Origin of the sequence: Actinomadura sp. NPDC023710 (genome assembly GCF_040639875.1) — a bacterium.
GTDB lineage: Bacteria > Actinomycetota > Actinomycetes > Streptosporangiales > Streptosporangiaceae > Spirillospora > Spirillospora citrea.
This window is the reverse complement of the sequence record NZ_JBFAGB010000001.1, coordinates 349,341-367,449: the sequence shown is the minus strand read 5'-3', so window position 1 is coordinate 367,449 and position 18,109 is coordinate 349,341. Positions and strand designations below refer to the sequence as shown.

General features: G+C 72.9%; 16 protein-coding genes. 6 read left to right on the top strand and 10 right to left on the bottom strand.

Features of this window, described 5'->3' with window-relative positions; genetic code table 11:
- Nucleotides 1–5: 5 nt before the first annotated feature.
- The 3 genes from AB0H37_RS01680 to AB0H37_RS01670 all read right to left on the bottom strand — a co-directional run bounded on the left by AB0H37_RS01680 (nt 6) and on the right by AB0H37_RS01670 (nt 2,001).
- Complete coding sequence (locus AB0H37_RS01680) at nt 6–245, bottom strand: hypothetical protein (RefSeq protein WP_179838159.1); 240 nt, start codon at nt 243–245, stop codon at nt 6–8.
- Between the two features lie 89 nt (nt 246–334).
- Nucleotides 335–1,108, bottom strand: a complete 774-nt coding sequence (locus tag AB0H37_RS01675) for a sulfite exporter TauE/SafE family protein (RefSeq protein ID WP_179838160.1) — start codon at nt 1,106–1,108, stop codon at nt 335–337.
- Between the two features lie 104 nt (nt 1,109–1,212).
- Nucleotides 1,213–2,001, bottom strand: coding sequence for an ABC transporter ATP-binding protein (locus AB0H37_RS01670; protein WP_329097667.1), 789 nt, complete (start codon nt 1,999–2,001; stop codon nt 1,213–1,215).
- Nucleotides 2,002–2,227: 226 nt separating this feature from the next.
- Between AB0H37_RS01670 and AB0H37_RS01665 the strand changes: the two genes are divergently transcribed.
- Complete coding sequence (locus tag AB0H37_RS01665; RefSeq protein WP_360610623.1) at nt 2,228–2,995, top strand: hypothetical protein; 768 nt, start codon at nt 2,228–2,230, stop codon at nt 2,993–2,995.
- Between the two features lie 174 nt (nt 2,996–3,169).
- On the opposite strand, the gene AB0H37_RS01660 is transcribed toward AB0H37_RS01665, so the two are convergent.
- The 5 genes from AB0H37_RS01660 to AB0H37_RS01640 form a co-directional block, all read right to left on the bottom strand.
- A complete protein-coding gene (locus tag AB0H37_RS01660) occupies nt 3,170–3,889 on the bottom strand; it encodes an RDD family protein (protein ID WP_329097664.1) in 720 nt (239 codons plus the stop codon).
- An 88-nt stretch (nt 3,890–3,977) separates the two neighbouring features.
- Nucleotides 3,978–4,322 (bottom strand): DUF2752 domain-containing protein, encoded by a 345-nt coding sequence (locus tag AB0H37_RS01655; protein WP_329097663.1) that lies wholly within the window; start codon nt 4,320–4,322, stop codon nt 3,978–3,980.
- A 531-nt stretch (nt 4,323–4,853) separates the two neighbouring features.
- Nucleotides 4,854–5,639, bottom strand: coding sequence for a protein phosphatase 2C domain-containing protein (locus AB0H37_RS01650; protein ID WP_179838164.1), 786 nt, complete (start codon nt 5,637–5,639; stop codon nt 4,854–4,856).
- A gap of 36 nt (nt 5,640–5,675) precedes the next feature.
- On the bottom strand, nt 5,676–6,377 hold the full coding sequence (locus AB0H37_RS01645) for a response regulator transcription factor (RefSeq protein ID WP_179838165.1): 702 nt from the start codon (nt 6,375–6,377) through the stop codon (nt 5,676–5,678).
- On the bottom strand, nt 6,374–7,513 hold the full coding sequence (locus tag AB0H37_RS01640) for a GAF domain-containing sensor histidine kinase (RefSeq protein WP_360610619.1): 1,140 nt from the start codon (nt 7,511–7,513) through the stop codon (nt 6,374–6,376). Before AB0H37_RS01640 ends, AB0H37_RS01645 begins: the two co-directional genes overlap by 4 nt.
- Before the next feature lie 213 nt (nt 7,514–7,726).
- Between AB0H37_RS01640 and AB0H37_RS01635 the strand changes: the two genes are divergently transcribed.
- The 5 genes from AB0H37_RS01635 (at nt 7,727) to AB0H37_RS01615 (ending at nt 14,365) form a co-directional block, all read left to right on the top strand.
- Nucleotides 7,727–8,395: an SDR family oxidoreductase gene (locus tag AB0H37_RS01635; RefSeq protein WP_329097661.1), complete on the top strand. Its 669-nt coding sequence runs from the start codon at nt 7,727–7,729 to the stop codon at nt 8,393–8,395.
- A 23-nt stretch (nt 8,396–8,418) separates the two neighbouring features.
- Nucleotides 8,419–9,750, top strand: a complete 1,332-nt coding sequence (locus tag AB0H37_RS01630) for an MFS transporter (protein WP_229810046.1) — start codon at nt 8,419–8,421, stop codon at nt 9,748–9,750.
- Nucleotides 9,747–10,790, top strand: coding sequence for an S-adenosylmethionine:tRNA ribosyltransferase-isomerase (locus AB0H37_RS01625; protein ID WP_329097657.1), 1,044 nt, complete (start codon nt 9,747–9,749; stop codon nt 10,788–10,790). The genes AB0H37_RS01630 and AB0H37_RS01625 overlap by 4 nt, the downstream gene beginning before the upstream one ends.
- 62 nt (nt 10,791–10,852) lie before the next feature.
- Complete coding sequence (gene serB, locus AB0H37_RS01620) at nt 10,853–12,055, top strand: phosphoserine phosphatase SerB (RefSeq protein ID WP_179838170.1); 1,203 nt, start codon at nt 10,853–10,855, stop codon at nt 12,053–12,055.
- Nucleotides 12,056–12,115: 60 nt separating this feature from the next.
- Nucleotides 12,116–14,365 carry an FUSC family protein gene (locus AB0H37_RS01615; RefSeq protein WP_329097655.1) on the top strand — a complete coding sequence of 750 codons (2,250 nt, stop codon included), beginning with the start codon at nt 12,116–12,118 and terminating at the stop codon, nt 14,363–14,365.
- 4 nt (nt 14,366–14,369) lie between these two features.
- On the opposite strand, the gene AB0H37_RS01610 is transcribed toward AB0H37_RS01615, so the two are convergent.
- Entirely contained in the window at nt 14,370–14,840 is a 471-nt protein-coding gene (locus AB0H37_RS01610; RefSeq protein WP_329097653.1) for a histidine phosphatase family protein, read from the bottom strand.
- Nucleotides 14,841–15,123: 283 nt separating this feature from the next.
- Complete coding sequence (locus AB0H37_RS01605; protein WP_360610615.1) at nt 15,124–17,592, bottom strand: sodium-translocating pyrophosphatase; 2,469 nt, start codon at nt 17,590–17,592, stop codon at nt 15,124–15,126.
- Nucleotides 17,593–18,109 lie beyond the last annotated feature (517 nt).

The following is an 18,109-nucleotide window of genomic DNA, read 5'->3' as shown; positions in this document are numbered from 1 at the left end:
GTCGGTCAGCCGGACGGTTCGCGGCCGTCGGAGGCCACGGGGTGCTCCACCAGGGCCAGGACACGGCTCGCCATGAAGCGGGCCGTGCGGACGGGGGTGCCCGTCCGGGTGACCTCGCTGACCTCCACGACGCCGCGCCGCGTCGCGATCTCCACGCGGCGGCCCGCCCGGCTCGCCGCGACCTCGTACGTCCGCGTCCCCTCGCCCCCGGCGTCGATCACTATTTCGACCCTGTCGCCCTTCATGCGCGCGAACCTCCGGTAGTCGAACGTATATTCGACTCATACCCGGAACGAGCGGCTCGCAATCCTCCCGAAAGGTGCGAAAGCCCTGGTCAGGCCAGAAGATTGACGATGGCGACGACGCCCACGACGACGATCACGGCGCGCAGTGCCAGCGGCGGGATGCGGCGGCCGACCTTGGCACCGATCATGCCCCCGCAGGTGGAGCCCGCGGCGATGAGCAGCACGACCCACCAGTCGATCTCGGTGTCGGCGAACAGCCACATGAGCGTGAACAGGATCGCGGCGGTGCCGTTCACGACGGCCGACAGGACGTTCTTCCCCGCGTTCAGGCGTTGCAGATCGTCGTCCAGCATGATGCCGAGCAGGGCGATGAGGATGATGCCCTGCGCGGCGCCGAAGTAGCCGCCGTACATGCCCGCGAGCAGCACCCCCACCCACAGCGCCGGGCCGCCGTGCTGCGGACGGTGCTCGCCCTCCCGGCGGCGCAGCATCCACTTCTGCAGGCGGGGCTGCACGATCACGAGGACCAGCGCGATGATGATCAGCACGACGACGATGACGTCGAACGCCTCGGCGGGCAGGCCGAGCAGCAGCAGGCCGCCGATCACGGCCCCGATGAGGGAGCCGGAGGCCAGGCGCGTCAGCCGTCCGCGCTGCCCCTTCAGCTCGTGGCGGTAGCCGTAGGCGCCCGTCACGCCGCCCGGGACGAGCCCGATGTTGTTGGAGATGTTCGCGACCACGGGCGGGTAGCCGAGCGCCACCAGGGTCGGGAAGGTGATCAGGGAGCCGGACCCGACGACGGTGTTGATGCCTCCGGCGGCCACACCGGCCGCGAAGACGGCGGCCGCGTCCAGCAGATTCACGTCCGTCCCATCCCTGCGCTACGAGTTCCCGACGGCGCACATCGTAGGGACTCCGCCGCGCGCCCCCGTCGATCGGGGTGTCGTTTCGTGACGTCCCGCCCGGTTCAGCGGGCCGAGCGGGCGTACCAGCGGCCGTTCTGGCGGTCGATCGCCAGCGGGAGCCCGAACGTCTCCGACAGGTGCTCCCGGGTGAAGACCTCGTCCACCTTGCCCTGGGCGACGATCTCCCCGCGGCGCAGCAGCAGCGCGTGGGTGAAGCCCTCCGGGACCTCCTCCACGTGGTGGCTGACCATCGCGATGGCGGGCGCGGCCGGGTCGTCGGCGAGGGCGGCGAGGCGGGCGACGAGGTCCTCGCGCCCGCCGAGGTCGAGGCCGGCGGCGGGCTCGTCGAGCAGCAGCAGCTCGGGGTCGGGCATCAGGGCGCGGGCGATCTGGACGCGCTTGCGCTCGCCCTCCGACAGGGTGCTGAACGTCCGGCGGATCAGGTCGGCGGCGCCGAGCGCCTCCAGCAGCGCGACGGCGCGGTCGAGGTCGGTCGAGTCGTACTCCTCCTGCCAGCGCCCGAGGATCGCGTACGAGGCGGTCAGCACCAGGTCGATGACCGTCTCGCCGGACGGGACCTTCTCCGCGACGGACGAGCTCGCGAGGCCGATCCGCGGCCGGAGCTCGAACACGTCGGTGCGGCCGAGCTCCTCCTCCAGGATCTCGACGCTGCCCTCGGTGGGATGCAGCATGGCGGCGGCGACCTGCAGCAACGTGGTCTTGCCCGCGCCGTTCGGGCCGACGATGACCCACCGGTCGCCCTCGTTCACCGTCCATGTGACGTCGCGCAGCAGGGTGGCCCCGCCGCGCCTGACCCCGACTCCGCGGAGTTGAAGCACCTCGCCTGCCATCGCGCGCCTTCGTCCCCAATCCGGTGGTCCGTGCTCCCGCTTGCAGGAAAGAACCTATGCGATCCGGGGCGGCCGTGGCCCCCCGGGATCGCACCCGGGGAGCGGCCCCGGAACGCTCCCGCGCCGCGAGAGGTCCCTTACGTCCGGTGGCACCGGCGATCCGAGCGCTTATCGTGGATCGCATGCCCATTGCGGAACGCACGAGACCGAGAATGAGCACGGACGTATGAGCAGGGCCGTCGCGATCGCCCTCGTCGCCTGGGGCAACGCCTGGCTGACGGGGCACGTCGGCCTGGACGAGGCCGTCGACGAGATCGAGAAGAGCGCTGGCCCGCAGATCGTCGGCGGTGAGCCCGCCGAGGTGACGCTGCGGCGCGGCCTCGGCGACCTGCGCGTCGGCGGGCTGGCGGCGCTGCGGCTGGCGCTGCCGGAGCCGGGCGACCCGCTGGGACTGACCGGACCGCCGTCCTTCAACGCCGCGGCGATCGATGCGGGCGCCGCGGCCGTCGCCGTGCTCGACGGGCGGGCGATGGGGCTCGTCCCGTCGGAGGACCGGCGCGGCTCGTCCTACGTCGGCGTCCGCTGGACGACGCACGACGCGTCCGCGGCGCCGCCCGACGTCCCGTCCCTCGCGGAGGCCGACCGGCGGCTCACGCTCGCCATGCGGGACGCCACCGAGGCGCTGCTGACCGTCGACGACTTCGCCGGCGTGCCGCCCGAGATCGGGGACGCGCTGGTCGACCTGCGCGATCCCGACCGCGGCGACCACCCGCTGTCCCCCGGCTACCCGCCCCGCGCCCACCGCGTCGCCGCCCTCGCCGGACGCCTCTCCTTCGTCGTCGACCTCGCCCGGCAGATGGACGAGCGCGGCCTCAGCGCCGACCAGATGAAGCGCCGCGGCGAAGCCCTCCGCCTCCTGGACGCCGCCGTGCGCCGCGCCCTTGTGGCGGCTTGCAACAGTGCGTTCGACCCGGTCCCCGGAGCGGAGCGCTAGCGGAGCGGAGGGGGCCGGGTCGGATCCGCTCTTGCCGGGGGGTGTGGGGGGTCGCCCCCCACAGAAGAACCGCCCGGTCCCCGGACCGGAGCGCTAGCTGTACTGGTGTGGTTGTGGTTGGACAGCGAAAGCGGGGCGTCCCGGATGGGGCGCCCCGCTGTCGTGGGTCGTGGGTCAGGCGCGGACCACGATGGTGTTGCAGATCTTGTCGGCGAAGGTCTGCTTGCGCTCGTCCCACAGCGGCCAGAGGAAGCCGATGTAGCACAGGAAGCTGTCGGCGACGTGCGCGATCTTGCGCACGAAGGCCATGCCGAAGCCGATGGGCTGGCCGGTCTGCGCACTGACGAGGCGGATGCCCATCTGCCGCTTGCCGATGGACTGGCCGGTGGTGCCCTCCTGGTAGCAGATCCACAGGCCGCCCGCGATGGAGATGGCCGCGCCGATCAGCATGAGCAGGACGCCGAACAGCGCCGCGCCCGAGCTGCCGGAGCTGGAGAGGATGATCATCAGGATGTACAGCACGAACACCGGACCACCGAAGATCAGGTAGTCGATGATGTAGCCGCCGGCGCGCGAGCCCCACTCGGCGAGCTGGCCGCCCGAGCCGTAGTGGTGGTGGTGCACCTCGTAGCCCGGCTGGGAGGGCGCCTGGGGCGCGCCGTAGCCGGGCTGGGCCGGGGGCTGCTGGCCGTAACCGGGCTGCGCCGGAGGCTGGCCGTAGCCCGGCTGGGCCGGGGGCTGCTGGCCGTAACCGGGCTGCGCCGGGGGCTGGCCATAGCCGGGCTGCCCGCCGGGCTGCCCGTAGCCGGGCTGGGCCGGGGGCTGCTGGCCGTACCCGGGCTGTTGCTGCCCGTAGCCCGGCTGCTGACCGTACGGGTCGTAGGGGTTGCCCACACTTGCTCCTTATTGATTGACCCTGTGGTTATGTGACGCCCGCCGGACCCGGTGGGCTCCGCAAGTCTGACCGAGGACCGACCGCGGCTCAAACCCGCAGAACACCGAACCGGACGAGCTGCCACAGCTCCGACCCGACGAGGGCGGTGCCGAGCATCCAGGCACGGGTCTTCGGCTGGAGTGCCCACCACCGTTCACCCAGTCCCAGCGGTGCGGCGGCGACGGCGACGGCGCCGGTGAGCGCGACCGGGTTCGCGAGGACGGCCTGGCCGGGACTGCCCGAGCCGAACTCGATGAACACGGTCGTGCCTCCGCACAGGGGACACGGGATTCCGGTGAGCGCCCGCAGGGGACAGAGCACGCCGGGGTCGTTCACGCGATGGATCCATGACGCGCCGATGGCCGCGACGGCCATCGCCGCGACACGCAGCACCACACCCTGGGGTCCGTGCCGCGCTGCGGTGAGGGTCCGGCTGACGATCCCCCCGAGCGCACCTCGCGGTGCACCGGCGGACGCCGCCCCGGGCGCTCCCCCCAACGAATCCTCCGCCTCGATGACATACAGGTGAGTGACCCGTATATCGGGTGCACCCTGAGGCGGGTCAAGTCCGGGCAACGATCCGCTATTAGACCGTTACTCAGCGCTCGGCGACACCACCTCTCGGGCAAGAGTAGGACAAATCACCTGCTACATGGGCACTCTTTCGCGTTACGAGTATGAATGAATCGTCCGGTTCGGGACGTGCGGCGAACGGGACGTGCGCGCGAACCGGGCAGGGCAGGGGGATGCGCCGGAGGCGAAGGAGAGCGGCGGGACGCCATGGCGCGCGGCGTGTCGCACGGGCGGGCGGGCCGGCGCCGTCGCGCCTGGCCCGGGGCATGGAGGCCCGAAGGAGCGACCGGCCCGGGGAGCGTCGGGCCGGGTCCGGCGTCCGGCCCGGGGCTTGCGGGGCCGGGCGGGGCGTCAGGCCTGGGCGGCGGCGCCGACGATGACGGGCTCGTCGGAGCCGGAGAGGTGCTCGGCCTCGACGACGTCGGCGATGACCGCGGTGATGTTGTCCGGACCGCCGTTGTCGCGGGCCATCTCGATCAGCCGGTCGACGGCGCGCTGCGGGTCGGCCTCGGCGGACAGCACCTCGTAGATCTTCTGTGCGTCGACCGGGCCGCTGAGGCCGTCCGAGCACAGCAGGTACCGGTCGCCGAGACGGGCCTCGCGCAGCCGCAGGTCGGGCTCGCGGTCCTCGCGCCCGTCCAGCACGCGGTAGAGCACGTGCGAGAGCCGGGACGTCTCCGCGGGATCGGCCTGCTGGCCGGCCTGCTCGGCCTCCGCCTTGAGCAGCTCGTCCATGGTGTGGTCCTGCGTCATCTGGAAGAGCTCGCCGTCGCGCAGCAGGTAGCCGCGCGAGTCACCGACGTGCGCCAGCGCGACGGACTCGCCGGACCAGAGCATGGCGGTGAGCGTGGTGCCCATCCGGCTCAGGTCGGGGCGTTCCTCCCGGACGATGCGCAACTTCTCGTTGGCCTCGGCCACGGCGCGGCCCAGAATGTCGACAAGATCGTCTTTGTGGGCATCGGCGTCCAGCGAGCGCAGTGAGCCGATCACGGTCGAGCTCGCGACCTCGCCGCCCGCATACCCGCCCATGCCGTCCGCGACCGCGATCAACCGCGCACCGGCGTACCCGGAGTCCTCGTTGTTCTCCCGGTTGCACCCGATGTCGCTGCCTGCTGCGTACCTGATTGCTACGTTCATACCAATTTCGATGACGATCCTGTCAGAGGAGTTGTATCAGCCGCGGGCGGTGGTCTTCCCGGTTTCCCCGGCGGCACTCGTGTTTCCCACACCGTGCCGGACCGCGTACAGCGCCGCCTGCGTCCGATCCTGGACTCCCAGTTTCATGAGCAGATTACTGACGTGCGTCTTGACCGTCTTCTCGGACACCACGAGTGCGCGGGCGATCTCCCGGTTCGACCTGCCCCGCGCTATGTGCACGAGCACCTCCCGTTCCCGTTCGGTCAGCGCGGCGAGGCCGCGGTCGTCCCGACCCGCGTCACCCGCCGTCCCGTTCCGCAGCATCGCCTCGGCCGCGTCGGGCGCGAACAGGACGTGCCCGTCGTGGACCGCCCGGATCGCCTGGACCAGCGCCTGCGGGTCGACGTCCTTGTACAGGTACCCGGCCGCCCCGGCCTGGACCGCCGGCAGCACGTGCCCGCGTTCCGTCACGCTGGTCAGGACGAGGACCCGTGCCGTCACCCCGCGAGCCCGCAGCTCCGCCAGCGCGGTCAGGCCGTCGGCGCCCGGCATCTTCAGGTCCATGAGCACGATATCGGGCTTCAGGGATTCGGCCAGTGTCACGGCCGACGTGCCGTCCTCGGCCTCGCCGACGACCTCGATGTCGTCCTGGATGCCGAGGAAGGTCCGCAGGCCCTGCCGGACGACCGGATGGTCGTCGGCGATCAGGACCCGGATCGGCCCTCGCGCGGCGTTCACAGCGGCACCTCCAGCCGGACGGTCGTGCCCTCACCGGGCGCGGCGTCGATCGTGAGGTCGCCGCCGATCGAGTACGCCCTCTCGCGCATGGAGGTGAGACCCAGCCCGCCTTGGGGCTCCCCCTCGGACGCGTCGAAACCGGTGCCGTCGTCGGAGACCTCTAGCACGGCCCGCTCGTCCTCCGTGCGGAGCCGCACCTGCACGGTGCTCGCCCCGGCGTGGCGCAGCGCGTTGTAGAGCGCCTCCTGGGTGATGCGGAAGGCGACGGCCTCGTGTGCCTCCGGCAGGACGATCGCCTCGTCGGCGCAGAGGCGGACGGCGGACTCGTGCGCGCGGTCGAGCACCTCGACGTGCTTGCGCAGCGAGGCCACGAGGCCGTCCGCCAGATCGGCGGGACGCAGCTCGAAGATGACGGCGCGCAACTCGGCGAGAGCCTCGGCGGCGAGCCGCTCCACCTGCTGAAGTTCCCGGACGGTCCGGACCGGGTCGCGCTCGGCCAGCGCGGACGCCGTGCGGGCCGTCAGCCGCAGCGAGAACAGCTTCTGCGCGACGGCGTCGTGCAGCTCGCGGGCGAGGCGGTTGCGTTCGGCGACGACCGTGAGCTCGCGGTTGTGCTCGTACAGGCGGGCGTTCGCCATCGCGATCGCGGCGTGCGCGGCGAAGAGGGTGAGCAGGTCTTCGTCGTCCTGGGTGAAGCCGCCGGGCCGGCGCTTGTTGGCCAGGAAGACGATGCCGAGGACGTCATCGCCGTCGCGGATCGGCACACCGAGGAAGTCCTTCAGGACGGGGTGCGCGACCGGCCAGCCCTCGAACTCGGCCTCCTTGCGGATGTCGCCGAGCCGCTTCGGCGCGCCGCCCTTCAGCATCGCGGCCAGCATGCCGTGCTGGCGGGGCAGCGGGCCGATCCGCTCCCATTCCTCCTCCGAGACGCCCTCGACGACGAACTCGGCGAACGAGCCCTCGTCGTCGGGCACGCCGAGCGCGGCGTACCGGGCGTCCAGCAGCTGCGCGGCCGCCCGGACGATCACCTGGAGCACCTCGTGCACGGACAGGTGGCGGGTCACGGCGAGCACGGCGGAGCTGACGGCGTGCAGGGTCGCGCCCTGGTCGCCGCGGCAGCCCTCGTCCGTCACCATTCCGGCCTCTCGCTCTCCCCGGCGGGCGCCCTTCGGCGCCCCGCATGTGAAGACCGTACTCTCTAGGCGGGTCTTCTCGAATCAGCCGGCGGGAGTACGTGCCGCGCCGTCCCTCCCCGGGGCGCGGGACGCCGGTCCTAGGACCATCTGACGACGGCCCGGGGGACCCGTAGGCCGATGCCGACGGGCGCGCCGGTTCCTAGCGTCGAGGGCATGAAGACGGCACTGATCACCGGGGCCTCCCGGGGCCTCGGCCGGGCGCTCGCCCGCGCTCTCGCCGAAGACGGCTGGAACCTCGTCATCGACGCCCGCGACGCCGCCGCGCTGTCCGCGGTCGCGGCCGGCACCGGCGCGACCGCGGTCCCCGGGGACGTCGCCGATCCGGCGCACCGGGACGCCCTCGCCCGCGCGGTCGAAAGCGGGCTCGACCTCCTCGTCAACAACGCGAGCACGCTCGGCCCGACGCCGATGCCCCGGCTCGCCTCGCTTCCCGAGGGCGCCCTGGCGGACACGTTCGCGACGAACGTCCTGGCGCCGCTCGCGCTGATCCAGGCCGTCCTGCCCGGCCTGCGGGAGCGGCGCGGCGCGATCCTCAACATCACGTCGGACGCGGCCGTGGAGGGCTACGAGACGTGGGGCGGCTACGGGGCGTCCAAGGCGGCCCTGGAGCAGCTGTCGAACGTCCTCGCGGCTGAGGAGCCGGACGTGGCCGTGTGGTGGGCGGACCCGGGCGAGATGAACACCGACATGCTCCGCGCGGCGGGCGAGGACGCGGACGCGGCCCCGCCGCCCGAGGAGGCCGCCGCCGCGCTCCACCGGCTCGTCTCCCGCCGCCTTCCGAGCGGGCGGTACCGGGCGGCGGACCTGGCGGCCGCGGGATGACCAGCGTCCTTGATCATGAACGGGTGGCAACAAAACAGGGCATATTGGGCACGGGATTCCGGGGTGCGACGCTCGGGATCGTCCTGGTCGTGACGCTGCTGGCGTTCGAGAGCATGGCCGTCGGCACCGTCATGCCGGTGGTCGCGGGCGACCTGGACGGCCTGGCCCTGTACGCGTGGGGCTTCAGCGCGACCCTGATCACGAGCCTGCTGTCCACGGTGCTCGCGGGCGGCTGGGTCGACCGGTCGGGACCGACCCGGCCGTTCCTGATCGGGCTCGGCGTGTTCGTCGCCGGGATGGTGGTCGCGGGCGCCGCGCCGTCCATGTGGGTGTTCGTCGCCGGGCGCGCCGTGCAGGGCCTCGGCACGGGCGTCCCGCTCGTCGCCCTGTACGTGGTGATCGCCCGCGTCTACCCGGAGGATCTGCGGTCCCGGGTGTTCGCCGCCCTGTCGGCCGCCTGGGTGCTGCCGTCGCTGATCGGCCCGGCCGCCGGCGGCGCCCTGGCCGAGCACGCCGGCTGGCGGTGGGTGTTCCTCGGGCTCGTCCCGCTGGTGATCCCGCCGGCCTTGCTGCTGCTCCCCGTGCTGCGCGGCATCGCGCCGTCCGGTGCCGCCCCGGTCCCGGGCCGCTCGCGTTACCCGGCCGCCCTCTGCGTCGCCGCCGGCACCGGCGTCCTCCTCTACGGCCTCGACGGGACGGGCTGGACGATGCTGCCCGCCGTGCTCGCCGGCCTCGCGGGCCTGGCGTTCGGGCTGCCCCGCCTGGTGCCCGCCGGAACGCTCCGGCTCCGCCGCGGGCTGCCGAGCGTCATCCTCGTCCGGGGCCTGCTGTCGGGGGCCTTCTTCGGCACCGAGGTCTTCATCCCGCTGGCGCTGACGCGGCTGCACGACTTCAGCGCCACGCAGGCGGGGATCGTCCTGACGGTCGGCGCGCTCGGCTGGTCGGCGGCGTCCCAGATCCAGGGCCGCTCCGAGCGCTCCCGCGAGTTCTTCGCCCTCCTCGGCGCCGTCCTCGTCACCGCCGGGATCGTCCTCGCCACCGTCGCCCTGCAGCTCTCCGGCTGGCTCGCCGCCCCGGCATGGATCATCGGCGGCGCCGGGATGGGCTTCTCGATCGGCAGCCTCTCCGTCCTGCTGCTCGACCTGTCGGCCGAGGACGAGCAGGGCGTCAACTCCTCCGCGCTGCAGATCAGCGACACCCTCGGCTCGTCCCTCGTGGTCGGGGTCGCGGGCGCGCTGGTCACCGGCTTCGGCGCCGCCCGGCTGGACGCCGGGCTCGCCGTCGCCGGGGCGCTGTTCGCCGCGATCGCCGCGTTCGGCGCGATCGCCGCTCTCCGCCTGGAGGTCCGGACATGACCGTCGACTTCACCCTCCCCACCGCGCTGGAGGCGCACGAGCCGCCCGAGGCGCGCGGCCGGACCCGCGACGGCGTCCGGCTCCTGGTCTCCCGGCGCGCCGCCGGCGAGGTCTCCCACCACGCGTTCCGCGACCTGCCCGGCCTGCTCGACCCGGGCGACCTGCTCGTCGTCAACACCTCGGCCACGCTGCCCGCCGCCGTCCGGCTCGACCGGATCAGCGTGCACTTCTCCACCCCGGTGCCCGGCGCGGACGACCGGCTGTGGCTCGTCGAGCTGCGCCGCCCCGCCGGCAAGGGCAGCCGCCCGTACGCGGGGGGCTCCCCCGGCGAGTGGATTCCGATGCCCGGCGGCGCCACCCTCACCCTCGTCGGACGGCACGGGCACCGCGCCCGGGGGGAGTCCGACCGGCTCTGGCAGGCCCGGCTGAGCACCGAGGTCGTCCCCTACCTGCGGCGCCACGGCGTCCCGATCCGGTACGGGTACGTCCACCGGGACTGGCCCGCCACCGCCTACCAGACCGCCTTCGCCCACGACCGCTCGTCCGGCGGCGCCGAGATGCCGAGCGCCGCCCGCCCCTTCACACCCGAACTGGTGACGCGGCTGGTCTCGCGCGGCGTCCTGATCGCCCCGATCACCCTCCACACGGGCGTCGCGTCCCCCGAGGCCCACGAACCGCCCTACGCCGAGCGCTACACCGTCCCCGAACCGACCGCGGCGCTCGTCGGGCACGTCCGGGCCCAGGGCCGCCGGGTGATCGCCGTCGGCACCACCGCCGTGCGCGCCCTGGAGACGGCCGTGGACGCCGCGGGACGCGTCCAGGCGTCCTCCGGCTGGACCGAGCACGTCGTGACCCCCGAGGGCGGGGTCCAAGCCGTGGACGGCCTCCTCACCGGCCTGCACGAGCCCAGGTCGTCCCACCTGATGATGCTGACCGCCATCGCGGGCCGCGACCTGCTCACCGCCACCTACGAGGCCGCCCTCGCCGAGCGCTATCTCTGGCACGAATTCGGCGATCTGAACCTGATCCTGCCCGGATAGCGTCTCGCATGCCGGACCTGACGGGCGGGACGCCCGGCGCGGCCGGTACCGTTGGGAGCAGCATGGACGGGTCAGCAGAGCGCACGCTGCTCATCACACTCACCGGCCGCGACCGCCCCGGCGTCACGTCGCGCCTCTTCCGGACACTCTCGCAGTTCCCACTGACGGTGGCGGACGTGGAGCAGGTCGTGATCCGCGGACGGCTCGTCCTCGGTGTCCTGCTCGCCTACACCGAGGGCGCCGACATCGGACGGGTGTGGAACGCCGCCGAACGCGTCGCGAACGACCTCGACATGGAGATCGAGCTGTCCACCGGGCGCAACAAGCGGATGCCGAAGCGCAGCGGGCGCCTGCACGTCACCGTGCTCGGCAACCCGCTGATGCCCGCCGCCATGGCGGGCATCGCCGGGCGGATCTCCGCGCACGGCGCCAACATCGACCGCATCGAACGCCTCGCCCAGAACCCCGTCACCTGCATCGAGATGGACGTCTCCGGCGCCGACCCGGACGGTCTGCGCGCCGCGCTCACCGCCGAGGCCGTCGAGCAGCGGGTCGACGTCGCCGTCCAGCACAGCGGCCTGCACCGCCGCGCCAAGCGGCTCATCGTCATGGACGTCGACTCCACCCTCATCCAGGGCGAGGTCATCGAGCTGCTCGCCGAGCACGCCGGCTGCCTCGACGAGGTCGCCAAGGTCACCGAGGCCGCCATGCGCGGCGAGCTCGACTTCGAGGGCTCCCTGCGCGAGCGGGTCGCGCTCCTCGCCGGGCTGGACGCGGCCGCCATCGACGCCGTCCGCGACCGGCTCCGCCTCGCCGCCGGCGCCCGCACCATGGTCCGCACCCTCAAGCGCCTCGACTACAAGTTCGCGATCGTCAGCGGCGGCTTCACCCAGGTCACCGACGCCCTCGTCGAGGACCTCGGCATCGACTACTCCGCCGCCAACACCCTGGAGATCCAGAACGGCAAGCTCACCGGCCGCGTCACCGGCCAGGTCATCGACCGCGCCGGGAAGGCCGCCGCCCTGGAGCGCTTCGCCCGCGAGGCCGGCATCCCGATCAGCCAGACCGTCGCGATCGGCGACGGCGCCAACGACCTCGACATGCTCCAGGCCGCCGGCCTCGGCATCGCCTACAACGCCAAACCAGTCGTCCGCCAGGCCGCCGACACCGCCGTCAACGTCCCCTACCTGGACACCATCGTCTTCCTCCTGGGCATCTCCCGCGAAGAGGTAGAAGCCGCCGACGCTGAGGACCCCCAGGGGTAGCGACCCGCTGGGAAGACACAGCGGGTTCCAGGGGGTCGTCCCCCTGGGTAGACACTGCTCATGCTGCGGCGGGCGCGGGGGGCTTATGCCCAGGTGCATGGGCAGGCCGCGCCCTTCTACGGGCTGGCCGCCGCGGTCGCGGTTTCCGTTCCGCTGCTCGTCGGGGCGCTGACCGGGCACGCCGCGCAGGGGTCGATGATCGCGCTCGGGGCCTACCTCGTCGCGCTGCGCGCACCGGAGGGCCCGTACGGGGCGCGGGCGCGCAACCTCACCGTCGGCGTGCTGATCGTCGCGGTCGGGTCCGGGGTGGGCGGGCTGCTCAGCGGGCATCTGTGGCCGGCCGTGATCGTGGTGCCGCCGCTGGTCGCGCTCGGCGTGGCGGTACCGCGGATCGGGTCGACCGCGGGGCTCGCGGTGCTGCTGAGCGCCGTCCGGCCGCCGTCCGCGGACGTGGTGAACATCGGGCTGCTGGAGCTGGTGGGCGGGCTGCTCACCGCCGGGCTGCTGCTGGCGCCGTGGCCCGCGCGGCGGCTGCGGCCGCTGCGGGAGGCGCTGAGCGAGGCCGCGGACGCGGTCGCCGAGGCGCTGGACGCCGTGGCGCAGGACGTGGGCGCCCACGACGCGGGGCCCCTCGACGCCGTCGAGCTGACGAATCCCGACCTGCTGGCGGTCACCCGCATCCCGGACTGGGAGGCCAAGCGAAGGGCGGCGTCGGAGTCGCTGACGGCGGCGCGCGCCACCTACGGGCTGTACCGGTCGGGACGGGCGGGGAACGAACCCACGAGGCCCGAGCGGGTGATCGACGCGCTGGGGCGCATCCTGCACGAGACGGTGACGCTCCAGGCCGTCCTGGAGGCGGCGAAGAACTACCCGCCGGACCGCGAGTGGCGGCTGGAGACGCAGACGGCGATCTCGGCGCTCGCGGCGCGGCTGCGGCTGCTGGCCGGGGCGGTCGCGACGGCGGGAGAGGCGCCGCTCGGCCGCGAGGAGTCCGCCGCCGTCCGGCGGATGGTCCGCGCCGCCGAGCAGATCAGGCGCGCCGGTCTCGCCGGCGACGAGGACCTGGTCGCGGTCGCGCTGATCGGTCAGGTCCGCCGCTCCGTCGACCGCATCGCCGGCGAGGTCGCCTCCACGCGCCGCCTCGTCGCGGGCGGCCTGCGCATCGGGTTCGCGGCGCCGCGGATGCCGGGCACGCTCGACCCGATGCCGGTCTGGGACCGGGTGCGCCGCGCCGTCCGCACGCGTTCCCCCACGTTCCGGCAGGCGTCGCGGGTGTACGTGACGGCGGTCGTGTCGATGGCGCTCACCGCCGTGCTGGGGATCCCGCACGGCCACTGGCTGACGATCACGGCGATGCTGAGCCTGCGCGCCACCTACGGCGAGACCGTGGACCGGCTCGTCCAGCGCGTCGGGGGCACCGCGGCCGGGGCCGCCGTCGCCGCGGTCATCCTGACGCTCGCGCCCGGGCAGCCCACCGTCGCGGTGATCGCGTTCTGCTTCGCGGGGGCCGGTTTCGCGATGCGTTCGGTGAACTTCTCCTACTGGGCCCTCTTCGGGACCCCCCTGGCGATGATGCTGCTGGACTTCTCCGCGCCCGCCGACTGGCGCATCGCCGGCGAGCGGATCGGCCTCACGGTCGCCGGGGCGCTGATGGCCTACCTCGCCGTCCTGCTGCTGTGGCCCGCCGGGCACCTCGAACGGCTGCCCGGCCAGCTCGAACGGCTCCTGCGGACGCACGCCGCGCTCGTCCGGATGACGGCGGACGTCCTCGCCGGGGAGCGGACCCGGCTGCCGCACGACACGATCGTGACTGCGGAGCGGGCGGCGGAGGCGGTCGCCGAGACCCGGACCCGGCTCGGCCACGAGCGGGTGCCCGACCTCGAACTGAACGACCGGCTGCGCAGAGTCGTGGCCGCCGCGCACCGCGCCCGCGACCACCTCATCGCGGTCGCGAAGCTGTCCCGGGAGCGGGCCGTGGACACCGGGCCGATCCCCGAGATCCTCGACCGCCTCGCCGACCAGCTGGAGGACGCGGCCGGCCTGCTGGAGGATCCGGGGGAGCACGATCCGGAGGCCGGTACGCCCGTCGAGGAGCTCGGCGAGGAGCTCGCCGAGCTCGACTCCTACCTGTCCACGCTGACCCGGCGGCGCCGCGCGGAGATCAAGGAGGGCGTCGGCCCCGACGAGCTCACCCCGCTGCGTCACGCCCTGTTGCAGGTCTCTGGGACCCGCCACACGATCGGGGAGCTGCGCGGGGACGTGGACCAGGTCATCGCGTCGTCCCTGGAGGCCGCCGAGCCGCGCCGGTGAACCGTCAGTCCTTGGGCGTGCGGACGGCGCGCAGCGTGCCGAGCCCGGGCCGGACGTCCGTCCACGCGCCGGGAGGAAGGTCGATCACGGCGAGGGTGCAGGTGGGGAAGGCGTCGGGGGCCTGGCCGGTCAGGTCCTGGACGAGGTGGTGCACGGACGGGTTGTGCCCGACCAGCAGGAGCGTGCCGGTCTCGTCCGGCGTCTCGGAGACGAGGGCGAGGAGCCCGTCGGGATCGTTGTCGTAGATGCCCGGCTCGAAGGCGACTTCCGCGTCCAGCGCCAGGCGGGCGAGGGTCTCCCGGGTCCGCGCGGCGGGCGAGCACAGGACCCGCCCGGGGACGAGGTCGTTCGCGCGCAGCCAGTCCCCTGCCGCGGTCGCGTCGCGGCGCCCGCGATCGGTGAGCTTGCGGTCGATGTCGGGTATGCCGAGGCCGGCTTCGGCCTTGGCGTGGCGGAGCACGATGAGCGTGGGCATGGCCGCCACATTAAGGGGCCGCGAGGGCCGCCAGGGTCCAGAGCACGAGCATGATGCCGAGCATTCCGCCGATCACGATCGCGAAGCCCTTGGGCCCCGACATCGCCCGCTTGCCGCCGCCGCTCGCCACGGCCGCCTCCCGAGATCGATCCGCTGGGTCGAGGGCGGGACGCCCCACCCCTCCCGCACAGCGTACGACCGGGCCCGGGGTGGTCGGACGGGACCCCTCGGAACGCGCATGGGGCCGGCGGCGCGTCGCCACCGGCCCCTCGCGTTCAGTCGGTCAGGACTTGCCCGCGGACGACTCCTCGGCGTCCGACTCGGCCTTCGCTCCCGCCGGGTCGGCGCCTACGGCCGCCTCTTTCGGGGCGCCCTCGTCGAGTGCGCCCGCCGCCTCGCCGCTCTTCGCGGCGTCCGGCTCCGGCTTGCCGCCCTCGACGGCGGGATCGGTGGACGAACCGCCGATCGGGTCGGCGCGCCGCTTGGAGATCACGATCGCCGCGACGACGACCGCGACGGACAGCACGGTGACGCCGACGCGCAGCGCGGTGTTGCCCGCGTAGGTCACCACCGCGTCCGCGATCAGGAGCGCGACCAGGTTCATCACCTTGATCAGCGGGTTGATCGCGGGGCCGGCGGTGTCCTTGAAGGGGTCGCCGACCGTGTCGCCGATGATCGTGGCCTCGTGCGCCTCGCTGCCCTTGCCGCCGAGGTGGCCCTCCTCGACGAGCTTCTTGGCGTTGTCCCAGGCTCCGCCGGAGTTGGCGAGGAACACCGCCATCAGCACGCCCGCCGCGATGGCGCCGCCGAGGAAGGCGCCGAGGGGCGCGTACCCGAGGGCGAAGCCGACCGCGATCGGCGTCAGGATGGCCAGCAGGCCCGGGGTGGCGAGCTCGCGCTGCGCGTCCCGGGTGCAGATGTCCACGACCCGGTCGTAGTCGGGCTTCTCGGTGTAGTCCATGATCCCGGGCTTGGTGCGGAACTGCTCGCGCACCTCGACCACGACCCGGCCCGCCGCGCGGCCCACCGCCATGATCGCCAGGCCGGAGAACATGAACACCACGGCCGCGCCGATGATCAGCCCGATCAGCACGTTCGGGCTCGCGATGGACAGGTTGAAGTTCAGGAAGTCGGCGCCGATCGCGTCCTTGGCGCCCTTCGAGGCGTCCGCCAGCGCCGCGATCACCGTCGTGCGGAACGAGCCGAACAGCGCGGTCGCGGCGAGCACCGCCGTCGCGATCGCGATGCCCTTGGTGATGGCCTTGGTGGTGTTGCCGACCGCGTCCAGCCGCTCCAGCACCGCGGCGGACTCGCCCTGGACGTCCCCGGACATCTCGGCGATGCCCTGGGCGTTGTCGGAGACGGGCCCGAAGGTGTCCATCGAGACGATCACACCGACGGTGGTGAGCAGCCCGGTGCCGGCCATCGCCACCGCGAACAGCGCGACGGTGGTGTTGCCGAAGCCGAGCAGGAACGCCCCGTACACGGCGGCGCTGATCACCAGCGCGGTGTAGACGGCCGACTCGAGGCCGAGCGAGATGCCCGCCAGGATGACGGTGGCGGGGCCCGTCCGGGCGCTGTTGGTGACCTCCTTGACCGGCTTGCGGTTGGTCTCGGTGAAGTAGCCGGTGAGCACCTGGATCGCGCTGGCGAGCACGATCCCGATCAGGACGGAGCCGAGCGCGACCCACCGCGGGTCGGCGTCCAGGCCCGCGATGCCCTTGTCGGTGACGCCGTCCAGGTCCGCGAAGGACGAGGGCAGGTACACGAACGCGGCGATCGCGACGAGGACCGCGGAGATCCCCGCGGAGATGAAGAAGCCCCGGTTGATCGCGGTCATTCCGGAGCGGTCGCCCGCGCGGGGCGCCACCGCGAAGATGCCGATCACCGCGGTGATCACGCCGATCATCGGCACGATCAGCGGGAACACCAGGCCCTGGTTGCCGAACGCCGCGGTGCCGAGGATCAGCGCCGCGACGAGCATGACGGCGTACGACTCGAACAGGTCGGCGGCCATGCCGGCGCAGTCGCCCACGTTGTCGCCCACGTTGTCGGCGATCGTCGCCGCGTTGCGCGGGTCGTCCTCGGGGATGCCCTGCTCGACCTTGCCGACCAGGTCGGCGCCGACGTCGGCGGCCTTGGTGAAGATGCCGCCGCCGACCCGCATGAACATGGCGAGCAGCGCGGCGCCGAAGCCGAAGCCCTCCAGCACCTTCGGTGCGTCGCCCTGGTAGGCCAGGACCACGACGGCGGCGCCGAACAGGCCGAGGCCGACGGTGAACATGCCGGCGACGCCGCCGGTGCGGAAGGCGATCCGCATCGCGGTCTTCTCGCCGCCCTCCTCGCGGGCGGCCGCGGCGACCCGGACGTTGCCCCGGACGGCCAGCCACATGCCGGTGAACCCGGTGACGGCCGAGAAGATCGCGCCGATGACGAAGAAGACGGACCGGCCGATCCGCTCGCCGGTGGAGTCGGCGGGCAGGAGCAGCAGGATGAGCGGGATCAGGACCACGAAGATCGCGACCGTGCGGAACTGGCGTTTCAGGTAGGCGCCTGCGCCCACCTGAACGGCGCGCGCGATCTCTTGCATCTTCGCGGTGCCCTGGCCGGCGGCCAGGACGTCGCGTACGAGACCCGCGGCGACGGCCAGTGCGAGCAGTGCGACCACGGCGACGACGACGACCAGGGAAAGGTCGCCGCCGCCGAGATCCACTTCAGCGCTGGCCGGGCTTGACAGGGAAAACCCGGGCATCCGTCCTCCTCGACAGGGGCGTTGTGATCGCGACCGACATAAAAGCGATCTTTACCGCGTACCCAACGAGTCACGATTTGGAACGCCTCGCACGGCAACGCGGGTGCCGGGAGTCTACGCACGCGTAAGTCGAATGTTAAGGCCGCGACGCCCTTCACGAAGATGTCGCCGAAATGAAACATGCGATACGCCGGAAATTGACACATTGGCCTGATCAAGCGGCATCGTCCCAGGTCAGGCCGGGCCAGGCTTTCATTGCCCTGCCGATACCTTGACGGGCACAGGGCATGACCGGCGCTTCGGCACGACGACCGGCGTCCGCATTCAAGCTAAGCATTAACACGGAATATGTCTAGACCCAAATCGGGGCGAATCCCGGGTGATCGCAAGAGAGTCTCACACCACGGGCACCACCGCTCCCACGAGCCCCACCACGACCCCACCCGTGCTCACACACGGTCACCACGACTCCAGCCCGGGCGTCAGGCCACCACGCCCGCACAGACGCATTGAGAGA

Excerpts from the sequence above, each read along its gene's own strand:
- AB0H37_RS01680 (WP_179838159.1), bottom strand. The coding sequence starts at position 245 with ATGAAGGGCGACAGGGTCGAAATAGTGATCGACGCCGGGGGCGAGGGG.
- AB0H37_RS01670 (WP_329097667.1), bottom strand. The coding sequence starts at position 2,001 with ATGGCAGGCGAGGTGCTTCAACTCCGCGGAGTCGGGGTCAGGCGCGGC.
- AB0H37_RS01665 (WP_360610623.1), top strand. The coding sequence starts at position 2,228 with ATGAGCAGGGCCGTCGCGATCGCCCTCGTCGCCTGGGGCAACGCCTGG.
- AB0H37_RS01650 (WP_179838164.1), bottom strand. The coding sequence starts at position 5,639 with ATGAACGTAGCAATCAGGTACGCAGCAGGCAGCGACATCGGGTGCAAC.
- AB0H37_RS01640 (WP_360610619.1), bottom strand. The coding sequence starts at position 7,513 with ATGGTGACGGACGAGGGCTGCCGCGGCGACCAGGGCGCGACCCTGCAC.
- AB0H37_RS01635 (WP_329097661.1), top strand. The coding sequence starts at position 7,727 with ATGAAGACGGCACTGATCACCGGGGCCTCCCGGGGCCTCGGCCGGGCG.
- AB0H37_RS01625 (WP_329097657.1), top strand. The coding sequence starts at position 9,747 with ATGACCGTCGACTTCACCCTCCCCACCGCGCTGGAGGCGCACGAGCCG.
- serB (WP_179838170.1), top strand. The coding sequence starts at position 10,853 with ATGGACGGGTCAGCAGAGCGCACGCTGCTCATCACACTCACCGGCCGC.
- AB0H37_RS01615 (WP_329097655.1), top strand. The coding sequence starts at position 12,116 with ATGCTGCGGCGGGCGCGGGGGGCTTATGCCCAGGTGCATGGGCAGGCC.
- AB0H37_RS01610 (WP_329097653.1), bottom strand. The coding sequence starts at position 14,840 with ATGCCCACGCTCATCGTGCTCCGCCACGCCAAGGCCGAAGCCGGCCTC.
- AB0H37_RS01605 (WP_360610615.1), bottom strand. The coding sequence starts at position 17,592 with ATGCCCGGGTTTTCCCTGTCAAGCCCGGCCAGCGCTGAAGTGGATCTC.